A 19,202-nucleotide genomic window follows, 5' to 3' on the forward strand; every position below is an offset into this window, starting at 1 on the left:
AAAATACGTGAAAATTTCAGGACAACTTTCGCAAAGGACCGGTCACTATGGTCAAGAAACCTATTCACTCATCTAGCCGCCGAGCATTTCTGGCCGGTGCTTCGGCCTTGTTGGCATCGCCGGCGATTGCCCAGTACGTTCCTGGTGACCCACTGCGCCCAGCCCCCGAGGCCGAGCCAGACGTGCGTCGCAATGTCTCGGGGTTCCGCGCCCTGGATTGGCAGCCTTATTTCTCGAATACGAGAAATGGGGCCATTCTGGTCGATACGGTGTCCCGAGCGCTGCATTATTGGTCAGATGATCAATCTGTATACAAACTCTACCCCTCATCCGTTCCGCTGACCGAAGAATTGACCCGCCGGGGCCGCACCAGCGTCATCCGCAAAGTTGAGGGTCCCAGTTGGTCGCCGACACCTTCTATGAAGAAACGAAATCCCGAATGGCCGGACCATATTCCACCGGGCCCTGATAACCCATTGGGAACACATGCTTTATACCTGAGTTGGAAATACTACCGGATTCACGGAACGCATGACACGCGCAAAATCGGTCGCCGGTCGTCGAACGGATGCATCGGCCTGTTCAACGAAGATATCGCTGAACTGTTCTCGATGGCGAAGGTCGGCACGCAAGTGTTGCTAATATGACGACATTTTCGCGCACGAACCCGCTTGTGGCTCAAGTTGCAATTGCATTCCAGCCATATAGCTGATTAGAAAAAAACCACGAGGTAAGTCTTAGGTGTGCGGATCCGATTGATGGAGCCGTGCAAACTCTGGAGGTTAATATGAAAAAACTCGTTCTCGCCGCTGCATTTACTGCTGCTGCTTCGACCGCTTATGCCGGTAACCTGGAAGAGCCGGTTGTTGAAGCACCGGTTGTTGTAGAGGAAACTCAGGGTTCGTCGCAGGGTATCATCCTGCCGCTGGTCCTGCTGGTCGTAGTTGCCGCAGCTGTTGCAGCAAGCTAATTTGACGAGCTAAATCTAGAGAAAAGGCGGTGGAGTGATCCACCGCCTTTTTTCATATTTATTTGGTGGGAATCGGTCAGTCGAGCCAGCCCTTCAGATTGTCTTCGATTACCTTGCCCAGTGCGCCAATGTGCGAATCATCGTCATTGAGGCAGGGGATATAGGTAAAGGTCTGACCGCCAGCCTCTTCAAAGCTTTCCTTGATCTCTTCGTTGATCTCTTCCAGCGTCTCGATGCAATCGGCGGAAAACGCGGGCGCTATCACGGCGATGTTCTTCTTTCCCTGCCGCGCCAGATCAGCCACGTGATCCACGGTATAGGGTTTCAGCCATTCCTCGGGACCGAATCGCGATTGGAAGGTTGAGACCAGCTGATCGTCCGACCAGCCCAGCCGTTCCTTCAACAATCGGCTCGTTTTCGCGCATTGGCAATGATAGGGGTCGCCCTGCTGCAAATAGCGCTCTGGCATGCCGTGATAAGAACAAACCAGGTAATCCGGTTTGGTCTCCAGCGCGGCATAGGCTTGTTCCACTGACCCGGCCAAAGCGTCGATATAAGCTGGCTCGTCGAAATAGGCGGGAACAGTGCGCGCGGCAGGTTGCCAGGCTTCGTCCATCAGAGCACGGAAGAACTGATCGTTTGCCGTGGCGGTCGTCGCGCCAGCGTATTGCGGGTAAAGCGGAAAGAACAGGATGCGGTCGCAGCCCGCGGCAACCATCTCACGCACTTTGGATTTGGTCGAAGGGTTGCCGTAGCGCATACAGAAATCGACCATCACCTGATCGCCATATCGTTCATGCATCGCGTCGCGCAGCTTTGCTGTCTGATCCTTGGTGATCGTCATCAGCGGGCTTTCGCCCTTGTCATGGTTCCAGATCGACTTGTAGGCCTCGCCCGAACTGAACGGGCGCTTGGACAGGATGATGCCCTGCAGAATCGGCTGCCATTTCCACTTGGGATAGTCGATTACGCGCTGGTCCGACAAAAACTCGTTCAGATACCGGCGCATCGGCCAATAGCTGTAGTCATCCGGCGTGCCAAGATTGGCCAGCAGAATGCCGACGCGGCCCATTTTGACCTTGGGGTGGTCTGCTGGGGCATGATCGGGGCGAGTGGCGTCAAACATCTGATGCTTCCTGAGATTTCTCTGTACTGGCCTGAGATAACCGGAAAAGCCCGGTCGTCAATTGGACAGTTTGCCTTCTTTTGTGCCCAGCGCATCCGCAAGCCGCGCTTTGGCTGATCCGGGGCGCAATGGTTTCTGTTGGCTGTCATCTGGCGACCAGCCGGTTAGACAGATCAATTCATAGGTGGCGGCCAACCGCCCCCCAGGCGTTGAGAAGTTGTCGGCATAAACCTGCTGCGCACGGGCAAAGACCTGCCGCTTGGTGGGTTGTTTCATGCGCCCGGACAGGCTGTTGGTCTCACCCATGGCGCGCAGGTCATGCATCAGGTGAAGCATGTCGCGGTATTCCGCCGTCAGGCGCGCGGTGTCGGCGACCGGCAGCGCAAACCCCGCCCGTTGCAGCAAACCGCCCAGATCGCGCAACTCGGCCATTGGGGCGATGCGGGGGCTGAGGCCTCCGGTTACTTCGATTTCGGCCTGTCCCAGTACAGCGCGCAGCTCGTGTAGGGTTTCGCCGCCCAGACACACGACCAACAGCAACCCGTCGGGGCGCAGAGCACGGCGACATTGGATCAGTTGTCCAACAGGATCGTTGGCCCAATGCAGCGCCATGGCGTGAATCACCAAATCATGCGTGCCAGGTTGCAGAGCCAGCACCTCATCATCAGGTACGAATTCAGCCTCTGGGATCACCTCGCGCCAGATATGCGCAAACGGCGTCACGATCGCTGGGGCCGTAAAGGTTTTGTTAACCATGGAGAGCCGATCCTGAACCTCGTCCACTGTAGCGCGATGCAGGAACAGGGCTTCGTCCTGTGCACGGGCGCGATGCAGGGCAAGGGCCCGGCGATCAAACAAAGAGGGTGCGTTGGCTTCAGGCAGTTTCATAGGGCGCAATTATCGCATGTGGCAGCGGATTCAAACCGCTGTCTCTCTTATCTACCCGCCGCGCTGCCTGGGATGCGGTGATCTGACCGAGACGGATTTTGGCCTGTGCGGATCCTGCTGGCGAGAAACACCATTTATCGGCGGCGTTGTTTGCGAAAGCTGCGGAGTACCGTTGCCGGGGATGGCAGACGGGCATCGGATTGAATGCGATGATTGCATGGCTGCCCCCCGACCTTGGCGGGAAGGGCGTTCGGCCTTGTTGTATGATGGCAAGGCGCGGTCGTTGATCCTGGCTTTGAAACACGGTGACAGGCCCGAACTGGCGCGCCCTGCGGCACGCTGGCTGGCACGGGCCGGGCAAGACCTGTTTCGGGACGGCATGCTGGTCGCGCCTGTGCCTCTGCACTGGTCCCGGTTGCTGAAACGCCGGTACAACCAATCCGCCCTGCTGGCGCAGCATCTTGGGAAAGAGGTCGGGCTTGAGGTTTGCCCAGACCTTTTGCTTCGCCACCGAAAGACACCGGTTCTGGACGGCAAAACGGCCACCGAGAGGGCTGAAATCCTTGAGCATGCGATCATCGCCCATCCAAAACGACAAGACCAAATGCAGGGGCGCGATATCCTGCTGGTGGATGATGTGATGACCTCCGGCGCAACACTGGCGGCTTGTGCGCGTGTCTGCCTTACATCCGGAGCAAATCATATTTCCGTGTTGACCCTAGCGCGCGTTGCCAAGGATGCCTAATTCGCCCAAGATTATGCGAAACGCGAAGGTACGGAATATGAAACCGGTAGAAATATACACCTCGCCGCTGTGCGGTTTTTGTCACGCGGCCAAACGCCTGCTGAAACAGAAAGGCGTCGAATTCAAGGAAGTCGACGTGCTGATGCATCCCAAGCGCAAGCCCGAGATGATCAAGCGCGCGGGTGGCAAACGGACCGTGCCACAGATCTTTATCGGTGCGCAGCACGTGGGCGGCTGTGACGAACTTTATGAGCTGGAGCGTCAGGGTAAGCTGGATCGCCTGCTCGCGGCCTGATGAAGACCGCGCTGCTGCAAATTACCTCGTCGGACGATCCGGTCGAAAACCTGGACAGGGTGCGCGCCATGATGGCCGAGGCTGCGGCACGAGGCGCGCGGTTCATCCTGACGCCTGAGGTGACGAACTGCGTGTCCACCAGCACAACGCGGCAGCGCGAGGTTCTGCAGCACGAAGAAGACGACCAGACGTTGGCGGGCCTGCAGGATCAGGCCGCCGCGCTGGGTGTCTGGCTGCTGATCGGGTCTTTAGCGATCAAGACCCATGACGCGGATGGGCGGTTTGCCAACCGATCCTTCATGATCGACCCGCAGGGGCAGATCGTGGCGCGGTACGACAAGATTCACATGTTTGACGTGCAGGTTACCGAAACCGAGACCTTCCGCGAATCGAAAAACTACCGGCCCGGCGACAAGGCGGTGATTGCCGACACCGATTTTGGCAAGGTTGGCATGACGGTGTGTTACGACATCCGGTTCCCGGCGCTTTACGCGGCGCTGGCGCAGGCGGGTGCGCGTATCCTGACGGTTCCGGCGGCGTTTTCGCCGGTGACCGGGGCTGCGCACTGGGAATCGCTGCTGCGTGCGCGGGCGATCGAGACCGGCTGTTGGGTGCTGGCCCCGGCGCAAACCGGCGAACACCCGAAAACCCGAGGAAAAACGCGCCATACCTATGGCCACAGCATGGTAATTGCCCCCTGGGGAGAGGTTGTCATCGACGCAGGGACCGATCCGGGCATTCACATTTTCGATTTGCGTGATAGTTCTGTGTCTGAGGCGCGCCGACGGGTGCCCTCACTTACTCACACCCGTCGCTTTGACGGACCCTGATCCAGAACCGGACCATGACTGACGAACACAATGCCCTTGCGGTCACGCTGTTCAGCGAAATCCTGACCGCCGATCAGCTGTTGCGCAACCGGCTTAGCCGGGTGTTGCCCAAGGGCATGGAGATTTCGCATTTCTCGGTGCTGAACCATCTGGTTTTTGTTGGGGATGAGCGTAGCCCGGCCCAACTGGCGGACACATTCCACGTGACCCGAGGGGCGATGACCAACACTTTGGCCAAGCTGGAATGGGCCGGATACATCCACATCCGCCCCGACTGGGACGACGCCCGCCGCAAGATGGTGGCGATCAGCCCGGCTGGCCGGAGAGCGCGCGATCAGGCGATTGCGTCAATCGCCCCACTGATCAACCGCGTGGTCGGAGAGTTGGGGCTGGAGCGTGTCCGCAGCACGCTGCCCGTGTTGCGGGATTTGCGGTTGCAGTTGGAGGGGGAGTAGGCGTGCCGCAAGTGGTCAATTACAATGGATAAAGTAGCTTGGGGATGCGATGTCATTATCGGTACGTCGTACTACTGCGATTTTATCGGTGACTTGTACTTGAGCGATGAAACCACTGAAGAAGCCGTTAAGTCGGCCTATCGAAATCAGCTTGGGATGTCAGTGGAGGCTGACAAGTTTCCGAAAAAGACGATTGCCAGAAATGGCCGACCTCAAAAACTTAGGCATTTTGCCAATGCAGGATTCTTTCTCATCTCTCCCGAAGTCACCGAAGTTCTGAAAACGCTCGATCTTGGCCAAGGCGCAATTTATTCGACGTCGTTTTTCAAGAAAGATCAAAAGACACCACTGAACTTGCACCACAGCTATCTGAACATCGGAAACGTTAAGGATACGTTTTTGGCAGAGCAATCTCCGAGAACAGAGAAATCAGCCGCGCCTAAATCATGGTCGGAGGAAGACAGGCTAAGAGTCAGGGGCCGCGCTGCAGGATGGGCTGATGGTGATGTTGCGTTAGGATCGGCGTGTCTTGAAGGTCCAGATATCTGGGTAGAGAAGTGCTTCAACGACGCTTTCTTCATAAGTGACAGGTTCGCTCAGGCCCTTCTGCGAGAAAATCTTGCGGAAGACTTCAACCTTAAGCGCTGCCGCGTCCTGTAGGATGGGTGCTTGCACCAATCGCGCCTGAGTTGTCGCCGGAATGATGGGTATATACCACCCATCCTACCCTGGCCTCACACTCGCCGTCACATAATTCACGCTCAGGTCTCGGTCCGAGATCGACCAGCTCCACAGGATCGGGTTGAACACGAACCCCTTGCGGTCCACCGGCTCCAGCCCTGCCTGGCGCAGCAGGTCGAACAGCTCATCGGGGGTGATGAACTTGTTCCACTCATGGGTGCCGCGCGGCAGCCAGCGCATGACGACCTCGGCCCCGAAAATGGCCATCGCATAAGATTTCGGGTTGCGGTTGATCGTGGAACAGATCAGCAAACCGCCCGGTTTCAGCAATTGCTGCGAGGCTGTCAGAAATCCCAACGGGTCGGCCACGTGCTCGACCACTTCCATGTTCAGCACCACGTCGAACTGTTCGCCTGCGGCGGCCATGTCCTCGGCAGTGGTGTGGCGGTAGTCGATCTCCAGCCCGGATTGCTCCGCGTGGATGCGCGCGACGGGCAGGTTGCCTTCGGCGGCATCGGCACCCACGACCTCGGCCCCCAACCGAGCCATCGGTTCGCTTAGCAGCCCGCCGCCGCAGCCGATATCCAGCAAACGTAGGCCCTCGAACGGCTTTGGCGACTTTAAATCGCGATCGAATTCGCCCGCGATCTGCTGTGTGATATAATCCAGCCGACAGGGGTTCAGCATGTGCAGTGGTTTGAATTTTCCGTGAGGATCCCACCATTCTGCGGCCATCGCTTCGAATTTTGCGATCTCAGAAGGGTCAACCGTGTTCGGATGCGCTTGCATTCCTGTCTCCGTATGCTCTTTTACGCTTAAGGACTATATAGGGCCATAATGGACAAGTACCCGGACCAAAAGCGCGCAGTTCAATATCTGTACCCGCCGATCGATCCTTTCGATCAGCGGATGGTCGATGTGGGCGACGGGCACCGTATCTATATGGAACAATGCGGCAATCCCAACGGTGTTCCGGTGGTGATTCTGCACGGTGGGCCGGGCGGTGGCTGCAGCCCCGCGATGCGGCGTTATTTTGATCCGGACTTCTACCGGGTGATTCTGTTTGATCAGCGTGGATGCGGACGGTCGCGGCCCCATGCGTCCGTCACGGACAACACCACTTGGCATCTGGTGGACGATATCGAACGTCTGCGAACCCTGCTGGATATCGGCGACTGGATTGTCTTTGGCGGCAGCTGGGGGGCAACGCTTGCGCTGGTCTATGCGCAGTCCCACCCGGATCGGGTCAATCGCCTGGTGCTGCGCGGTGTGTTCCTTGCGACGCAGGCCGAGCTGGACTGGTTTTATGGTGGTGGCGCGGGCAAATTTTGGCCCGAGCAATGGGCGAAGTTCACCGCTCTGCTGTCGGAAAGTGAACTAAGCGACACGATCGGCGCATATAACAAACGCCTGTTCTCGGGTGATCGCGCGACCGAGATTCTGTATGCCCGGGCCTGGTCCAGTTGGGAAAATGCGCTGGCCTCGATCCATTCACATGGCGCAACCGGGGAAAGCCCCGGTGAATACGCGCGCGCCTTTGCGCGGCTTGAGAATCACTATTTCATCAACCGCGCGTTCCTTGAACGCGACGGGCAGATTTTGGACCAGATGGACAGAATCGCACATATCCCCGGCCATATCGTGCAGGGTCGGTATGACATGATCTGTCCGCCTCAGGCCGCGTGGAACCTTGCCCAGCTGTGGCCCAATGCCGAGCTGAAGATGGTGCGCCAGGCCGGGCATGCGCTGTCCGAACCCGGAATTAGCGCGGAATTGGTTCGCATCATGGACCGCGTGGCGGAGGGCGCATTATGACCCGCATCGACCGTCGTGCTCTGTTTGCCTCCGGCGCTGCTGCCGCTCTGCTCGCGGCGACCGGTGCGTCTTTAGCCGATACGCCCAAAGTGGGTGGTACGCTGCGCCTTGCCGTGCCCCGCGATGACAGTTTGGAGCAGGTTGCCCGTGGGGCCGTGTTCGACACCCTGACCGAGATTGCACCCGACGGCACCCTGCGCGGAGAGCTTGCGACCGGTTGGCAAACTGATTCCCAAGCCCGCATCTGGAGCTTTGATCTGCGCGAGAACGCTCGTTTTCACGATGGCGCGGTCCTTGATGTAAGGGATGTGATGGCGGTTCTGGGCGATGTCGGGCAGGTCGACGCCTTGTCAGATAATCGCGTGCGTCTGGAGTTGGCTCAGGCCAACCCGGGTCTACCCTTCCTTTTGGCCGACAGCAGGTTCGTTATTACGCGCAACGGGCAAGGTGTCACGCCCTTGCAGGCGGCGAACGGCACCGGATGCTACCGAGTTGAACGGGCGGAGGATGATCGTCATTTCCTTGGGCGCCGTGTGGCGGGCCACTACAAGGATGGATTGGCTGGCTGGGCCGAAACCCTGGAAGTTATCGTGATTCCCGACGCTCGCGTGCGTACCGAGGCACTGCGAGACGGCTTTGTGGATATCGCGGCACTGCCGCAGGGCGAAGGGTTCAGCCCGCACCGCGGATTGCGCTTTTTTCCAAGCGAATCCGATATGGCGCTGGCTGTAGCAGGGCATGTCGGCATGCCCCGTCAGATCGGAACGGATCGCCCCCTGGATGATGGCCGCGTTGCCGAGCGTTGGTGGTTGATTTAAACGCCGAAAATTCGCCTGACTTCTACTTTGTGCAAAATTTTGCTATTGTACGCGCTGTATTAGCTTAATTGTTTCGAAAGTGGGAGAATTCCCATGAGGGTTGAAGGTTTAAAGAATATATCAATTTCCATTTTGTCCGTAGCATTGGCGGTTGTTGCGGTGTTTGCCCTGAAATCAGGTAAAGACGTTACCGTAAAAGTCAGCAAAAACGGGACGATAGAGCTGGATGCCCGCGAAGGGCAGTCGCTGACCCAGTTGCTGGACAAGGGTTTTGAGGCCGTAGAGGCGAACCCCGAAGATAGTGCAGAGACGACAGCGCGGAAACTGTCCGATATGCGGGCTCTGACCCGCACGCTGAAGTCGCATGGTTACTATGCGTTGAACGATTCGGATCTGGTTCACGAAATTAGAGGGCTGGAAAAGGAGGATCCCCTGTCGGCCGGGCTGCGCGACGTGCTGTATGATCTGGAAGGTCCGTTTTCGCTGCCCGGAACATTGCGTGGGGCGGATTCACGGATGTGGCAGGCGATCGCTGATCTGTACGAGGGTATAAAGTCCGAACCGCGTGGTGACAGCCAGCTATTTGCGACGCTTTACACGAACTTCATTCAGCAAGAGACCGTGTTCAGCCCCTTCAAGCACGAGGTAACGGCCGAGGCCGTGTTGTTGCATGACGCAAATGGGAACGAAAAACCGATGGTGTACACCTGCCCCGACAGTTTTTTGAAACCGGGGATTACCGTCCTGATCAAACCGACCGGGGGGTCATCCAATATCATGCGTCAGTTCACGGTGCGGCAAGATCCTGTTTTTCATGCCTGCGCCGCGCGGACACCGTTCGAGTTTTTGTCGGGTTCGGAAATGAAGTTGGGGCTGAACAGGGTGGCCTTTGATCAACTCTTCCCACCGCGGACGGCGAATGCCGAGCAGTTTCAGGGCAGGGGCACTCTTTCGGTGATTATCTACCCGCGCAACACGCAGCCTGCGCTTTTTGCATCTTCGGCGGAATAGGAGCTTTCCATGAATAAACTTTCTGTTCTCGCTGCCATTATTGCACTTGTGACCGTCGCTCTGTCAGGCGTGGCACATGCCCAGGGACGTCAATGCCTGTTTGACGGCGAAGTCTACGAAGACGGGGACCGCGTTGGTCCTTACTTGTGTGAAAATGGCGAGTGGATTCTGTCAGACTGATATTGTGATTGCCCATCCTGGTGCTTGGGCTTGCAATCTTGCAGTCGCTTGGCTATATGGCCGTTAACAGCGGCGTGTCGGGCTTCGGTCCGGGGCTCCACCGGAAAAGATCGACGGGCCGCGCGCCCGTTTTTTTGTGCCCGACTGACAGGGTAGAGTACCAGATGACAAATGACCTGATAGCCAAAGCAGCCATCGACCGGCGACTGGCCGAGATCATCACCCCCGTTATCGAGGATCTGGGGTATGAGCTTGTGCGTATTCGCCTGATGAGCGGCAAACAAACCACGCTGCAGATCATGGCTGACAAGCCTGATGGCGGTATCGAAGTGGATGATTGCGCCGAGATTTCGAACGCGGTCAGCGCCACGTTGGATGTCGAGGATCCGATCCTTGACGCCTATGCGCTGGAAGTGTCCAGCCCCGGCATCGACCGCCCCTTGACCCGTCTTAAGGATTTTGAGGCGTTCGAAGGATATGAGGCCAAGATCGAAACCGCCGAACTGATCGACGGGCGCCGCCGTTTTAAGGGTGAGCTGGCCGGGATCGAGGGCGATGAGGTCTTGATCAATCTCGCCGAGGGGGACGAGACGATCACCATCGGACTGCAATTCGACTGGCTAAGCGATGCCAAGCTGGTCCTGACCGATGACCTGATCAAGGAAATGCTGCGCCAGCGCAAAGACGCCGGTGCCTTGAACGAAAACGCTTTCGACGAGATTGAGACCGAAGGGTCCGAAGAGGAGACGAACTGATGGCAATCACCTCAGCCAACCAGCTGGAGCTGCTGCAGACCGCCGAGGCCGTGGCCCGCGAAAAGATGATCGACCCCGGTCTGGTTGTCGAAGCGATGGAAGAATCGCTCGCCCGCGCCGCCAAGAGCCGTTACGGCGCCGAGATGGACATCCGCGTCAGCATCGATCGCAAGACCGGTAAAGCGACATTCACCCGCGTCCGCACCGTGGTCGAGGATGAAGAGCTGGAAAACTATCAGGCCGAGATGACCGTTGAGCAGGCCAAGCAGTATATGGAAACGCCTTCGGTTGGTGACGTCTTCGTCGAAGAAGTGCCGCCGGTTGAAATGGGCCGTATCGCGGCACAATCCGCAAAGCAGGTGATCCTGCAGAAGGTTCGCGAAGCCGAGCGTGACCGTCAGTACGAAGATTTCAAGGATCGTGCAGGCACCATCATCAACGGTGCGGTCAAGCGCGAAGAGTTTGGCAATGTCATCGTCGATCTGGGCGGTGCTGAGGCCGTTCTACGCCGCAATGACAAGATCGGTCGCGAAAGCTATCGTCCGAATGACCGTGTGCGTGCCTATATCAAGGAAGTGCGTCGCGAAGTTCGTGGACACCAGATCTTCCTGTCGCGCACCGCGCCGGAATTCATGGCTGAGCTGTTCAAGATGGAAGTGCCGGAAATCTATGACGGCATCATCGAGGTCAAAGCTGTTGCCCGTGACCCCGGTTCGCGCGCCAAGATCGCCGTGATTTCCTATGACGGTTCGATCGATCCTGTTGGTGCTTGCGTTGGTATGCGCGGCAGCCGCGTGCAGGCCGTTGTAAACGAGCTGCAGGGTGAAAAGATCGACATCATCCCGTGGAACGAAGATCAACCGACCTTCCTGGTGAACGCGCTGCAGCCTGCTGAGGTTTCCAAGGTGGTTCTGGATGAAGAAGCCGGCAAAATCGAGGTTGTGGTTCCCGAGGAACAGCTTTCGCTGGCCATCGGTCGCCGCGGTCAGAACGTGCGTCTGGCCAGCCAGCTTACCAATCTGGATATCGACATCATGACCGAGGCCGAAGAATCGGCGCGTCGTCAGAAGGAATTCGAAGCCCGCACCCAGCTGTTCATGGACAGCCTGGATCTGGATGAGTTCTTTGCCCAGTTGCTGGTGTCCGAAGGCTTCACCAACCTCGAAGAGGTAGCCTATGTGGAAATCGAAGAACTGCTGGTGATCGACGGCGTTGACGAAGGCACCGCGCAAGAGCTGCAAACACGGGCGCGCGAATATCTGGAAGCACAGGCCAAGGCTGCGTTGGAAAGTGCCCGCGCGTTGGGTGCCGAAGACAGTCTCATTGAGTTCGAAGGCCTGACACCCCAGATGGTTGAGGCGCTGGCCAAGGACGATGTGAAGAACCTGGAAGACTTCGCCACCTGCGCTGACTGGGAACTGGCCGGTGGTTGGACCACGGTCGACGGCCAGCGAATCAAAGATGACGGTGTTCTGGAACCTTTCGGAGTAACGCTGGAAGAGGCGCAGGATCTGGTCATGACAGCTCGGATCATGCTGGGCTGGGTCGATCCTGCTGAGTTGGAGCAGGCCGAAGAAGAAGTTACCGAAGAGGAGGCCGAGGCCTGATCTCAGGCTTCGGGTGGCGCAAATGGGTCGCGGTGGCGTCCATAAGGATCGGTCCGAAGGACCTGAACGCAAGTGCATCGCCACGGGCGAGGTTCAACCTAAATATGGGTTGATCCGCTTTGTGACGGGGCCGGATGGTCAGGTCTTTCCGGATGTCGCGGCGAAACTACCGGGGCGCGGTGTCTATGTCGCGGCGGATCGAAGCGCGTTGGACAAGGCCGTGGGCAAAAAGTTGTTTGCACGTGGTTTCAAGGCGCAAGTCAGTGTGCCTAACGATCTCGCGGATGAAGTTGAGCGTCAGATTGCGCGCCGTGTGATCGAGTTGGTGAGCCTTGCGCGCAAATCCGGTGATGCGATCGCCGGTTACGAAAAGGTCAAGACGTGGCTGGACCGGGAAGAGGCCCAGGTACTGATACAAGCCTCTGATGGATCAGGGCGCGGCAAGTCGAAACTGAGCACGCCGCACTTCGGAACATACATCGGCTGGCTGACGGCGGACGAGCTGGGACAGGCATTTGGGCGCCAAACCGTGATTCATGCGGCGCTCGCCTCTGGCGGACTCGCCAAACGTGTTGTAGAGGAAGCGCAGCGCCTGCGTGGCTTGCGCGAAACGGATGACGGCGGCAGGGGCCGCGCGGAAGGGTAAGAAGCTTTATGAGCGATAATGACGGCAAAAAGACATTGGGTCTTCGTGGCGGGGCACGCCCCGGAAATGTGAAACAAAGTTTCAGCCACGGACGTACCAAGAATGTCGTGGTGGAGACCAAACGCAAGCGCGTGGTGGTTCCCAAGCCGGGTGCCGGCAAGCCGGGTGGCGGAGCAACGCCCTCGGGTGATCCGTCGCGCCGCCCTGCCGGGATTTCCGATGCGGAGATGGCCCGCCGGATGAAGGCGCTGCAGGCCGCGAAGGCCCGCGAGGTCGAAGAGGCCGCCGCCCGCGAGGCAGCTGAAAAAGCGCGTGAAGAAGAACGCGCCCGTCGTCGTGCGGAGCAAGAGGCCAAGGAACGCGAACAGCGTGAGGCCGAAGAACGTGCACGTGCCAAGGCCGAAGAAGAAGATCGCAAGCGCAAAGAGGCTGAAATAGCGGCCCAACGCGCTGCTGCCCCGGCTGCACCGGCAGAGCCCAAGGCGGCTGCTCCGCGCAGCCCGGCCAACAAGCCTGCACCGGCTGCAACGCCGCGGAAAAACGATCGCGAGCGTGAACAGCGCGGAAATCGTGGCAAAGGCCGTGATGACAACCGCCGGTCCGGCAAGCTGACACTGGGTCAGGCAACGGGCGGCGAAGGTAATCGTCACCGCTCTATGGCGGCGATGAAGCGCAAGCAGGAGCGGGCGCGTCAGAAAGCCATGGGTGGTACGGTCGAGCGCGAAAAGGTAATCCGCGACGTACAGCTGCCCGAGGCGATCACGGTGTCAGAGCTGGCCAACCGTATGGCCGAGCGTGTGGCAGACGTTGTCAAATCGCTGATGAACATGGGCATGATGGTCACGCAGAACCAGACCATTGATGCCGATACCGCCGAGCTGATCATCGAAGAATTCGGTCACAAAGTGACCCGTGTCTCTGATTCGGATGTCGAGGACGTCATCAAAGAGGTCGAAGACGACGACAAAGATCTGAAATCGCGTCCGCCGGTCATCACCATCATGGGTCACGTTGACCACGGCAAAACCTCGCTGCTGGATGCGATCCGCGATGCGCGGGTTGTGGCAGGCGAAGCGGGTGGCATCACCCAGCACATCGGTGCTTATCAGGTGACAACCGATAGCGGCACCACACTGTCTTTCCTGGATACGCCGGGTCACGCGGCCTTTACCTCGATGCGCTCGCGCGGTGCTCAGGTCACCGATATCGTGGTTCTGGTTGTTGCCGCCGATGACGCGGTGATGCCGCAGACGGTCGAAGCGATCAACCACGCGAAAGCGGCCGGAGTGCCGATGATCGTGGCGATCAACAAGGTCGACAAGCCGGGCGCGAACCCGGACAAGGTGCGCACCGATCTGCTGCAGCACGAAGTCATCGTCGAGAAAATGTCGGGTGAAGTTCAGGACGTCGAAGTCTCTGCGATCACCGGTCAGGGTCTGGATGAGCTGCTGGAAGCCATCGCGCTGCAATCCGAAATTCTGGAGCTGAAAGCCAACCCGAATCGCGCCGCCCAGGGTGCCGTGATCGAGGCGCAGCTGGACGTGGGTCGCGGCCCCGTCGCCACTGTTCTGGTTCAGAACGGCACGCTGCGTCAGGGCGATATCTTCGTCGTGGGTGAGCAATACGGTAAAGTCCGTGCGCTGATTAATGACAAGGGTGAACGCGTCAAGGAAGCTGGCCCCTCGGTTCCCGTCGAGGTTCTGGGTCTGAACGGCACGCCTGAGGCTGGCGACGTTCTGAACGTGACCGAGACCGAAGCGCAGGCTCGCGAGATCGCGGAATACCGCGAACAGGCCGCCAAGGATAAACGCGCCGCCGCTGGTGCCGCAACGACCCTTGAGCAGCTGATGCAGAAGGCCAAGGAAGACGAGAACGTCAACGAACTGCCAATTCTGATGAAAGCAGACGTTCAGGGCTCGGCTGAAGCCATCGTTCAGGCGATGGAGAAGATCGGCAACGACGAGGTGCGCGTGCGCGTACTGCACTCGGGCGTAGGTGCGATTACCGAAACCGATGTCGGCCTGGCCGAAGCATCCGGTGCGCCGATCCTGGGCTTCAACGTGCGTGCCAATGCGTCGGCGCGGAACACCGCGAACCAGAAGGGCGTGGAAATCCGCTACTACTCGGTGATCTACGACTTGGTCGATGACGTGAAAGCCGCCGCTTCTGGCCTGCTGAGCGCCGAGATCCGCGAAAAGTTCATCGGTTACGCCGAGATCCGCGAAGTCTTCAAGGTTACAGGCGTCGGCAAAGTTGCTGGCTGTCTGGTCACCGAAGGCGTGGCGCGTCGTTCCGCAGGCGTCCGCCTGCTGCGCGACAACGTGGTGATCCACGAAGGCACGCTGAAAACGCTGAAGCGCTTCAAGGACGAAGTGGCCGAGGTCCAGTCGGGTCAGGAATGCGGGATGGCGTTCGAGAACTACGACGATATCCGTGCAGGCGACGTGATCGAAATCTTCGAACGCGAAGAGGTCACCCGGACGCTGGATTGATCCGGTAGTACAGTAAAACAAAAAACAGCGGCTCACTCGGGCCGCTGTTTTATTTTTGTGAATGGTTGCAAGCCTTTGATTGTGCGTATGAGATTCTCTGAATCCAGTCAGTAAGGTGCGTTTTACAATCCTGCCCTAATTATGAGATGAGTCTGACTTCAAGGTCGGCTGTGCGGACGAAGCCGCCGGATTGGGTCGCCTGCTTAACTTTGCTTTCTCAGATTGGAAGGCCTGCTTTTAGCCATCCATCCCGCCATTGCTCCGAGCATTCGGGAACGCTGAATATGGGGAGCTTCGTTTGTTCTTTAATGTCGAGATCCGGACGAAGTTCCTTCAGTTCAGATACCGCAGCCCTTGCTGACTCAAGGTCTCCGTTTTGAGCCAAGGATGCGATGAGCATGAGATGAGTAATCACGAATTTCGCCCTAATGGCCAAGGCGTTTCGATTGGCCACTACAGCTTCAGCATAGCGGCCAAGTTGGAAAAATGCGGAGGCTTGCCCTACATAGGCTGCGTGCCGCATCGGATCTTTCGGACTGAGATTGATCGAGTGTGTCGCGTGTTCGAGGGCTTCTTCGGGTCTGTCGAGAAAATTCAGATTGATGCCAGCGAGCATGTGAACGGTCGCAGCATTTGGATTTTCGGCTAGTGCTTGTTTGAAAACTGCGCGAGCTCGCGGCAAGTCTTGTGCAAGCATAGAGATTGAGTGTGCGGCGTAAGCCAACGCGATTCCATCCGCGCGGTCACTTAACAACACACGTTCTGCTGCGGTTATGGCCGCTTTAGGCCCTTCATCAATCGGCTTAAGTCCCTGTACCATCCTTTGGATATGCAGCCACGCAAGCAATCCAGCTGCCGACGAATAATCAGGATCGCGCTCCAACGCCAGACGTGTAAGGCGAATAGCCTCACGGTTGTCTTCGTCGGTCAGCAGGTGAAAATGTGACTGAGCCTGGAGATAAAGTTCATACGCGTCGAGGTTTTCTGTCGGTTTCGCCCGAGCGCGGACCGTCTCGGCATGGCGAACGGACGGTTCGATTGCCGTGACAACTTCCTGTGTGACCTGATCTTGAAGGTCAAAAACATCGTCCAGCATCCCATCGAAACGATCGGCCCAAATATGGCTGCCATTCTCTGCATCAATTAATTGTCCTGTTATCCGCAGACGCTGACCCGCGCGCCTTACAGACCCTTCAAGCACATATCTCACGCCGAGCACCTGCCCGACTTCGCGAATGTCAGTGCTCTTTCCTTTGAATGTAAAAGACGAGTTTCGCGCCACGACCATCAACCAACGAAACCGAGACAACTCAGTTATGATGTCCTCGGTAATCCCATCGGCGAAAAACTCTTGTTCAGTGTCGCCAGACATATTGTCAAACGGCAGCACAGCAATACCGGGTTTCTCCGATTTGACAGTTGGACTTGTAGCCGCCGAACCGACAGGCCACTGCCACACGCCAACGGGGCGGGCAATGTTCTTCAATTCGGCCTGCTGGCCGCCAGAGAACGAGGCGGCGGCATTCCTGTCTAGGCTGTTATGTGCGGTGTCTGAAATCAATATTTGCCCCGGTTCCGCTAATGCCTCGAGACGGGCAGCTATGTTGATACCGTCACCGAATATGTCATCACCTTCCGAAACGACTTCCCCGGTATGTATGCCGATGCGGATTTGGATTTCCTGTGGTCGGTCAGCAATCTGAACAGCAATCGCGCATTCTGTCGCGGCTGATGCGGAGCGAAACTCAACAATCCATCCGTCGCCCATGCTTTTGACCAGTCGCCCATCATGGGCTGCTAAAGCGGGTATTAGATGATCCTCACGGAAAGCCTTGAGCGCTTTGAGTGTTCCGTCCCTATCCTGATCCATCAACGCCGAGTATCCGGCGACATCAGCCGCCAGCACCGCAGCAAGCCTCTTTTCCATGTTTCTCTCCCCGCTTGTTGGAAGCTAGCTTGTAGAAAGAGCAATGTCAGCCCGGTAGTTAGAGCAAAGGGGTTCCATCAAGAAAGCGCGACCGCTTTGGGCTCGGAGCGGACATTCGAACCTTGGCCGCAAAGGTAAGGTTTGTAATCGTCGTATTAATTTCCGGGGAAAATACCAAATCAGTTGATTTTCAATGCCTTTGACTACCGATTTGCCGGCAAAAACGTCCCACGATGCATGATGATATCGAAGTGCTGCATGCCCTTTAGCAAATCGAAACTGACCGAATGCCCGCCTTTGCGTAGGGCTTCTGCATAATCACGGCTTTGGCGGATGAATTCCGGCGTGTCCCGTTCTGCCACCGTCACTTGATAGCGTGGACCGGGGGGTGGCAAGTGCAGGATCGGGGACAGATCGTGCACCTCGACCGGGGTCAACTGCAGCGGGTCGTTCACCGAGGTCAGGCTGATCGGTTCCAGATCATAGACGCCGCTGATCAGAATAACATCGCGCACGCGCAATCCCGCGCGGGCCAACGCATCCGCCGAGGTCGCCATGACCATGGCCACCAGATGCGCGCCTGCACTGTGTCCCGATAGCGTGATCCGCGACGGATCAAAACCTAAATTGAACGCGTTCTCTGCCAGCCAAAGCAAGGCGTCGCGGCATTCGTTGACCATCTGATCCAGCCGCGCATCCGGGGCCAGCGTGTAATTCAACGTGGCAAAGGATTGCTCGGCCTCAATCAGTGCGGGGGCCATCATCGCCGATTCTCGCTGGCTGAGCGCTTGCCAATATCCGCCGTGAACAAAGACGTGCAGAGGCGCGCCTGCTCCTTTCGCGGGAAAGAAATCCAGCACTTGCGCCGGCGAATCGCCATAGGCGACGTTTTCCTTCACGTCCATCCTCGCCCGGTGCTGCGCGCTGAGTGCGGTATAGCTGTCTAGATAAGGCGTCAGATCGCCACCGATCATCGAGCTGGGAGAGTATTCACGCTCCAGCTCATCCTGAGAGAACCCTCGATACAGCATCGCCTACTCCTGCCCCGCATACATCAATTCGGTGCGCACATCGTAGAGATCGTGGAAGAAGCGTAAATCCAGGGCCTTGCGCAGAAAGGACACGCCGCTGGATCCACCCGTGCCGGGTTGGTTGCCGATCACACGTTCCACAGCCGTGACATGGTCAAATCGCCAACGCTGAAACAGGGATTCGACGTCCATCAACTTTTCGGCCAGCGCGTAAAGGTCCCAATGTTTGTCCGTGTCGCGGAACACCTGCCCCCAAATCTTCACCACGCGGTTGTCGCCGGAATATGGCTGCGCATAGTCCCGATTTAGTAAATCATCGGGCACATCGAAACCCTGACGGGACAACATATGCAGCACCTCGTCATACAAGGACGGTTTCGTCAGTGCGGCATCTAGCATCGCCATCACTTCGGGATCATGTGCGTGAACCTTAAGCGTCGAGGCATCCTTGTTGCCCAGAATGAATTCGATCTGACGATAGCCGTAGCTTTGGAAACCCGACGAACTGCCCAATGCCTCGCGGAAGGTCATATAGTCGGCCGGCGTCATGGTCAGCAACGTCTCCCAAGCCGAGATCAGCTGGCGCTGAATCGCCTTGACCCGGTCGAGGTTCTTCATCGTAGGCCCGAATTCATCCTGTTGCAGGAACCGGCGCACCTCGACCAGTTGGTGGTGCATCAGTTTCAGCCACAGCTCGCTGACCTGATGGATGATGATGAACAGCATTTCATCCGGCTGCGCAGGGTCCTGAAACGTTTTTTGCAAGTTCAACAAGGTCTTGAGCTGCAGGAAGTCACCATAGCTTTTGCGATGGGTTTCCGCGAAATCGGTGACCAGAGTGTCCTCGATCCCACGTTCCAGATACCGGTCCTTGTCGCCCATTTGCTCCTCCAAACGCATGATTTCACCCCTGTTTAGGGTCTGATCCCG

21 protein-coding genes are annotated in these 19,202 nt (G+C 57.7%); 15 read left to right on the plus strand and 6 right to left on the minus strand.

Annotation, left to right across the window (positions count from 1 at the left end):
• Positions 1-47: 47 nt before the first annotated feature.
• The gene (locus AC2FJC_RS14735; RefSeq protein ID WP_496736884.1) at positions 48-647 is read left to right on the plus strand and encodes a L,D-transpeptidase; all 600 of its coding nucleotides are present in this window, start codon (positions 48-50) and stop codon (positions 645-647) included.
• Positions 648-787: 140 nt separating this feature from the next.
• A complete protein-coding gene (locus tag AC2FJC_RS14740) occupies positions 788-970 on the plus strand; it encodes a hypothetical protein (protein WP_496726682.1) in 183 nt (60 codons plus the stop codon).
• Positions 971-1,046: 76 nt separating this feature from the next.
• Here the strand turns inward: AC2FJC_RS14740 and hemH are convergent, their stop codons facing one another.
• The gene (hemH, locus tag AC2FJC_RS14745) at positions 1,047-2,096 is read right to left on the minus strand and encodes a ferrochelatase (RefSeq protein ID WP_496740069.1); all 1,050 of its coding nucleotides are present in this window, start codon (positions 2,094-2,096) and stop codon (positions 1,047-1,049) included.
• A 57-nt stretch (positions 2,097-2,153) separates the two neighbouring features.
• Positions 2,154-2,984, minus strand: a complete 831-nt coding sequence (locus tag AC2FJC_RS14750) for a methyltransferase domain-containing protein (RefSeq protein ID WP_496740070.1) — start codon at positions 2,982-2,984, stop codon at positions 2,154-2,156.
• 16 nt (positions 2,985-3,000) lie between these two features.
• Between AC2FJC_RS14750 and AC2FJC_RS14755 the strand changes: the two genes are divergently transcribed.
• Genes AC2FJC_RS14755 through AC2FJC_RS14775 form a run of 5 tightly spaced genes read left to right on the plus strand, consistent with a single transcriptional unit; the run spans position 3,001 to position 5,969 of the window.
• Positions 3,001-3,729: a ComF family protein gene (locus tag AC2FJC_RS14755; protein ID WP_496740100.1), complete on the plus strand. Its 729-nt coding sequence runs from the start codon at positions 3,001-3,003 to the stop codon at positions 3,727-3,729.
• Positions 3,730-3,766: 37 nt separating this feature from the next.
• Entirely contained in the window at positions 3,767-4,024 is a 258-nt protein-coding gene (gene grxC / locus AC2FJC_RS14760) for a glutaredoxin 3 (RefSeq protein WP_058272991.1), read from the plus strand.
• The gene (locus AC2FJC_RS14765) at positions 4,024-4,854 is read left to right on the plus strand and encodes a carbon-nitrogen hydrolase family protein (RefSeq protein ID WP_496740071.1); all 831 of its coding nucleotides are present in this window, start codon (positions 4,024-4,026) and stop codon (positions 4,852-4,854) included. Before grxC ends, AC2FJC_RS14765 begins: the two co-directional genes overlap by 1 nt.
• 14 nt (positions 4,855-4,868) lie before the next feature.
• On the plus strand, positions 4,869-5,309 hold the full coding sequence (locus tag AC2FJC_RS14770) for a MarR family winged helix-turn-helix transcriptional regulator (protein WP_496726678.1): 441 nt from the start codon (positions 4,869-4,871) through the stop codon (positions 5,307-5,309).
• A 24-nt stretch (positions 5,310-5,333) separates the two neighbouring features.
• Positions 5,334-5,969 (plus strand): hypothetical protein, encoded by a 636-nt coding sequence (locus tag AC2FJC_RS14775; protein WP_496740072.1) that lies wholly within the window; start codon positions 5,334-5,336, stop codon positions 5,967-5,969.
• A 63-nt stretch (positions 5,970-6,032) separates the two neighbouring features.
• On the opposite strand, the gene ubiG is transcribed toward AC2FJC_RS14775, so the two are convergent.
• On the minus strand, positions 6,033-6,779 hold the full coding sequence (gene ubiG / locus AC2FJC_RS14780) for a bifunctional 2-polyprenyl-6-hydroxyphenol methylase/3-demethylubiquinol 3-O-methyltransferase UbiG (protein WP_496740073.1): 747 nt from the start codon (positions 6,777-6,779) through the stop codon (positions 6,033-6,035).
• Positions 6,780-6,827: 48 nt separating this feature from the next.
• On the opposite strand from ubiG, the gene pip reads away from it, so the two are divergent.
• The 8 genes from pip to infB all read left to right on the plus strand — a co-directional run bounded on the left by pip (position 6,828) and on the right by infB (position 15,314).
• On the plus strand, positions 6,828-7,805 hold the full coding sequence (pip, locus tag AC2FJC_RS14785) for a prolyl aminopeptidase (RefSeq protein WP_496740074.1): 978 nt from the start codon (positions 6,828-6,830) through the stop codon (positions 7,803-7,805).
• Positions 7,802-8,623 carry an ABC transporter substrate-binding protein gene (locus AC2FJC_RS14790; RefSeq protein ID WP_472722370.1) on the plus strand — a complete coding sequence of 274 codons (822 nt, stop codon included), beginning with the start codon at positions 7,802-7,804 and terminating at the stop codon, positions 8,621-8,623. Before pip ends, AC2FJC_RS14790 begins: the two co-directional genes overlap by 4 nt.
• A gap of 93 nt (positions 8,624-8,716) precedes the next feature.
• Positions 8,717-9,634 carry a hypothetical protein gene (locus AC2FJC_RS14795; RefSeq protein ID WP_496740075.1) on the plus strand — a complete coding sequence of 306 codons (918 nt, stop codon included), beginning with the start codon at positions 8,717-8,719 and terminating at the stop codon, positions 9,632-9,634.
• Positions 9,635-9,643: 9 nt separating this feature from the next.
• Positions 9,644-9,814 (plus strand): hypothetical protein, encoded by a 171-nt coding sequence (locus AC2FJC_RS14800; protein ID WP_496740076.1) that lies wholly within the window; start codon positions 9,644-9,646, stop codon positions 9,812-9,814.
• Between the two features lie 164 nt (positions 9,815-9,978).
• Positions 9,979-10,569: a ribosome maturation factor RimP gene (gene rimP / locus AC2FJC_RS14805; protein WP_058276577.1), complete on the plus strand. Its 591-nt coding sequence runs from the start codon at positions 9,979-9,981 to the stop codon at positions 10,567-10,569.
• Entirely contained in the window at positions 10,569-12,176 is a 1,608-nt protein-coding gene (gene nusA / locus AC2FJC_RS14810; RefSeq protein ID WP_058276512.1) for a transcription termination factor NusA, read from the plus strand. Before rimP ends, nusA begins: the two co-directional genes overlap by 1 nt.
• Before the next feature lie 22 nt (positions 12,177-12,198).
• On the plus strand, positions 12,199-12,822 hold the full coding sequence (locus AC2FJC_RS14815) for an RNA-binding protein (protein ID WP_058272981.1): 624 nt from the start codon (positions 12,199-12,201) through the stop codon (positions 12,820-12,822).
• An 8-nt stretch (positions 12,823-12,830) separates the two neighbouring features.
• A complete protein-coding gene (infB, locus tag AC2FJC_RS14820; RefSeq protein WP_058272980.1) occupies positions 12,831-15,314 on the plus strand; it encodes a translation initiation factor IF-2 in 2,484 nt (827 codons plus the stop codon).
• 217 nt (positions 15,315-15,531) lie between these two features.
• Here infB and AC2FJC_RS14825 read toward each other — a convergent pair whose 3' ends face one another.
• From AC2FJC_RS14825 to AC2FJC_RS14835, 3 genes are all read right to left on the minus strand, one after another.
• Positions 15,532-17,241 (minus strand): adenylate/guanylate cyclase domain-containing protein, encoded by a 1,710-nt coding sequence (locus tag AC2FJC_RS14825; RefSeq protein WP_496740077.1) that lies wholly within the window; start codon positions 17,239-17,241, stop codon positions 15,532-15,534.
• Positions 17,242-17,444: 203 nt separating this feature from the next.
• A complete protein-coding gene (locus AC2FJC_RS14830) occupies positions 17,445-18,272 on the minus strand; it encodes an alpha/beta hydrolase (RefSeq protein ID WP_496740078.1) in 828 nt (275 codons plus the stop codon).
• A gap of 3 nt (positions 18,273-18,275) precedes the next feature.
• On the minus strand, positions 18,276-19,172 hold the full coding sequence (locus AC2FJC_RS14835) for a tryptophan 2,3-dioxygenase (protein WP_496740079.1): 897 nt from the start codon (positions 19,170-19,172) through the stop codon (positions 18,276-18,278).
• Between the last annotated feature and the right edge of the window lie 30 nt (positions 19,173-19,202).

This window comes from Ruegeria sp. CDSB117, from assembly GCF_059611005.1.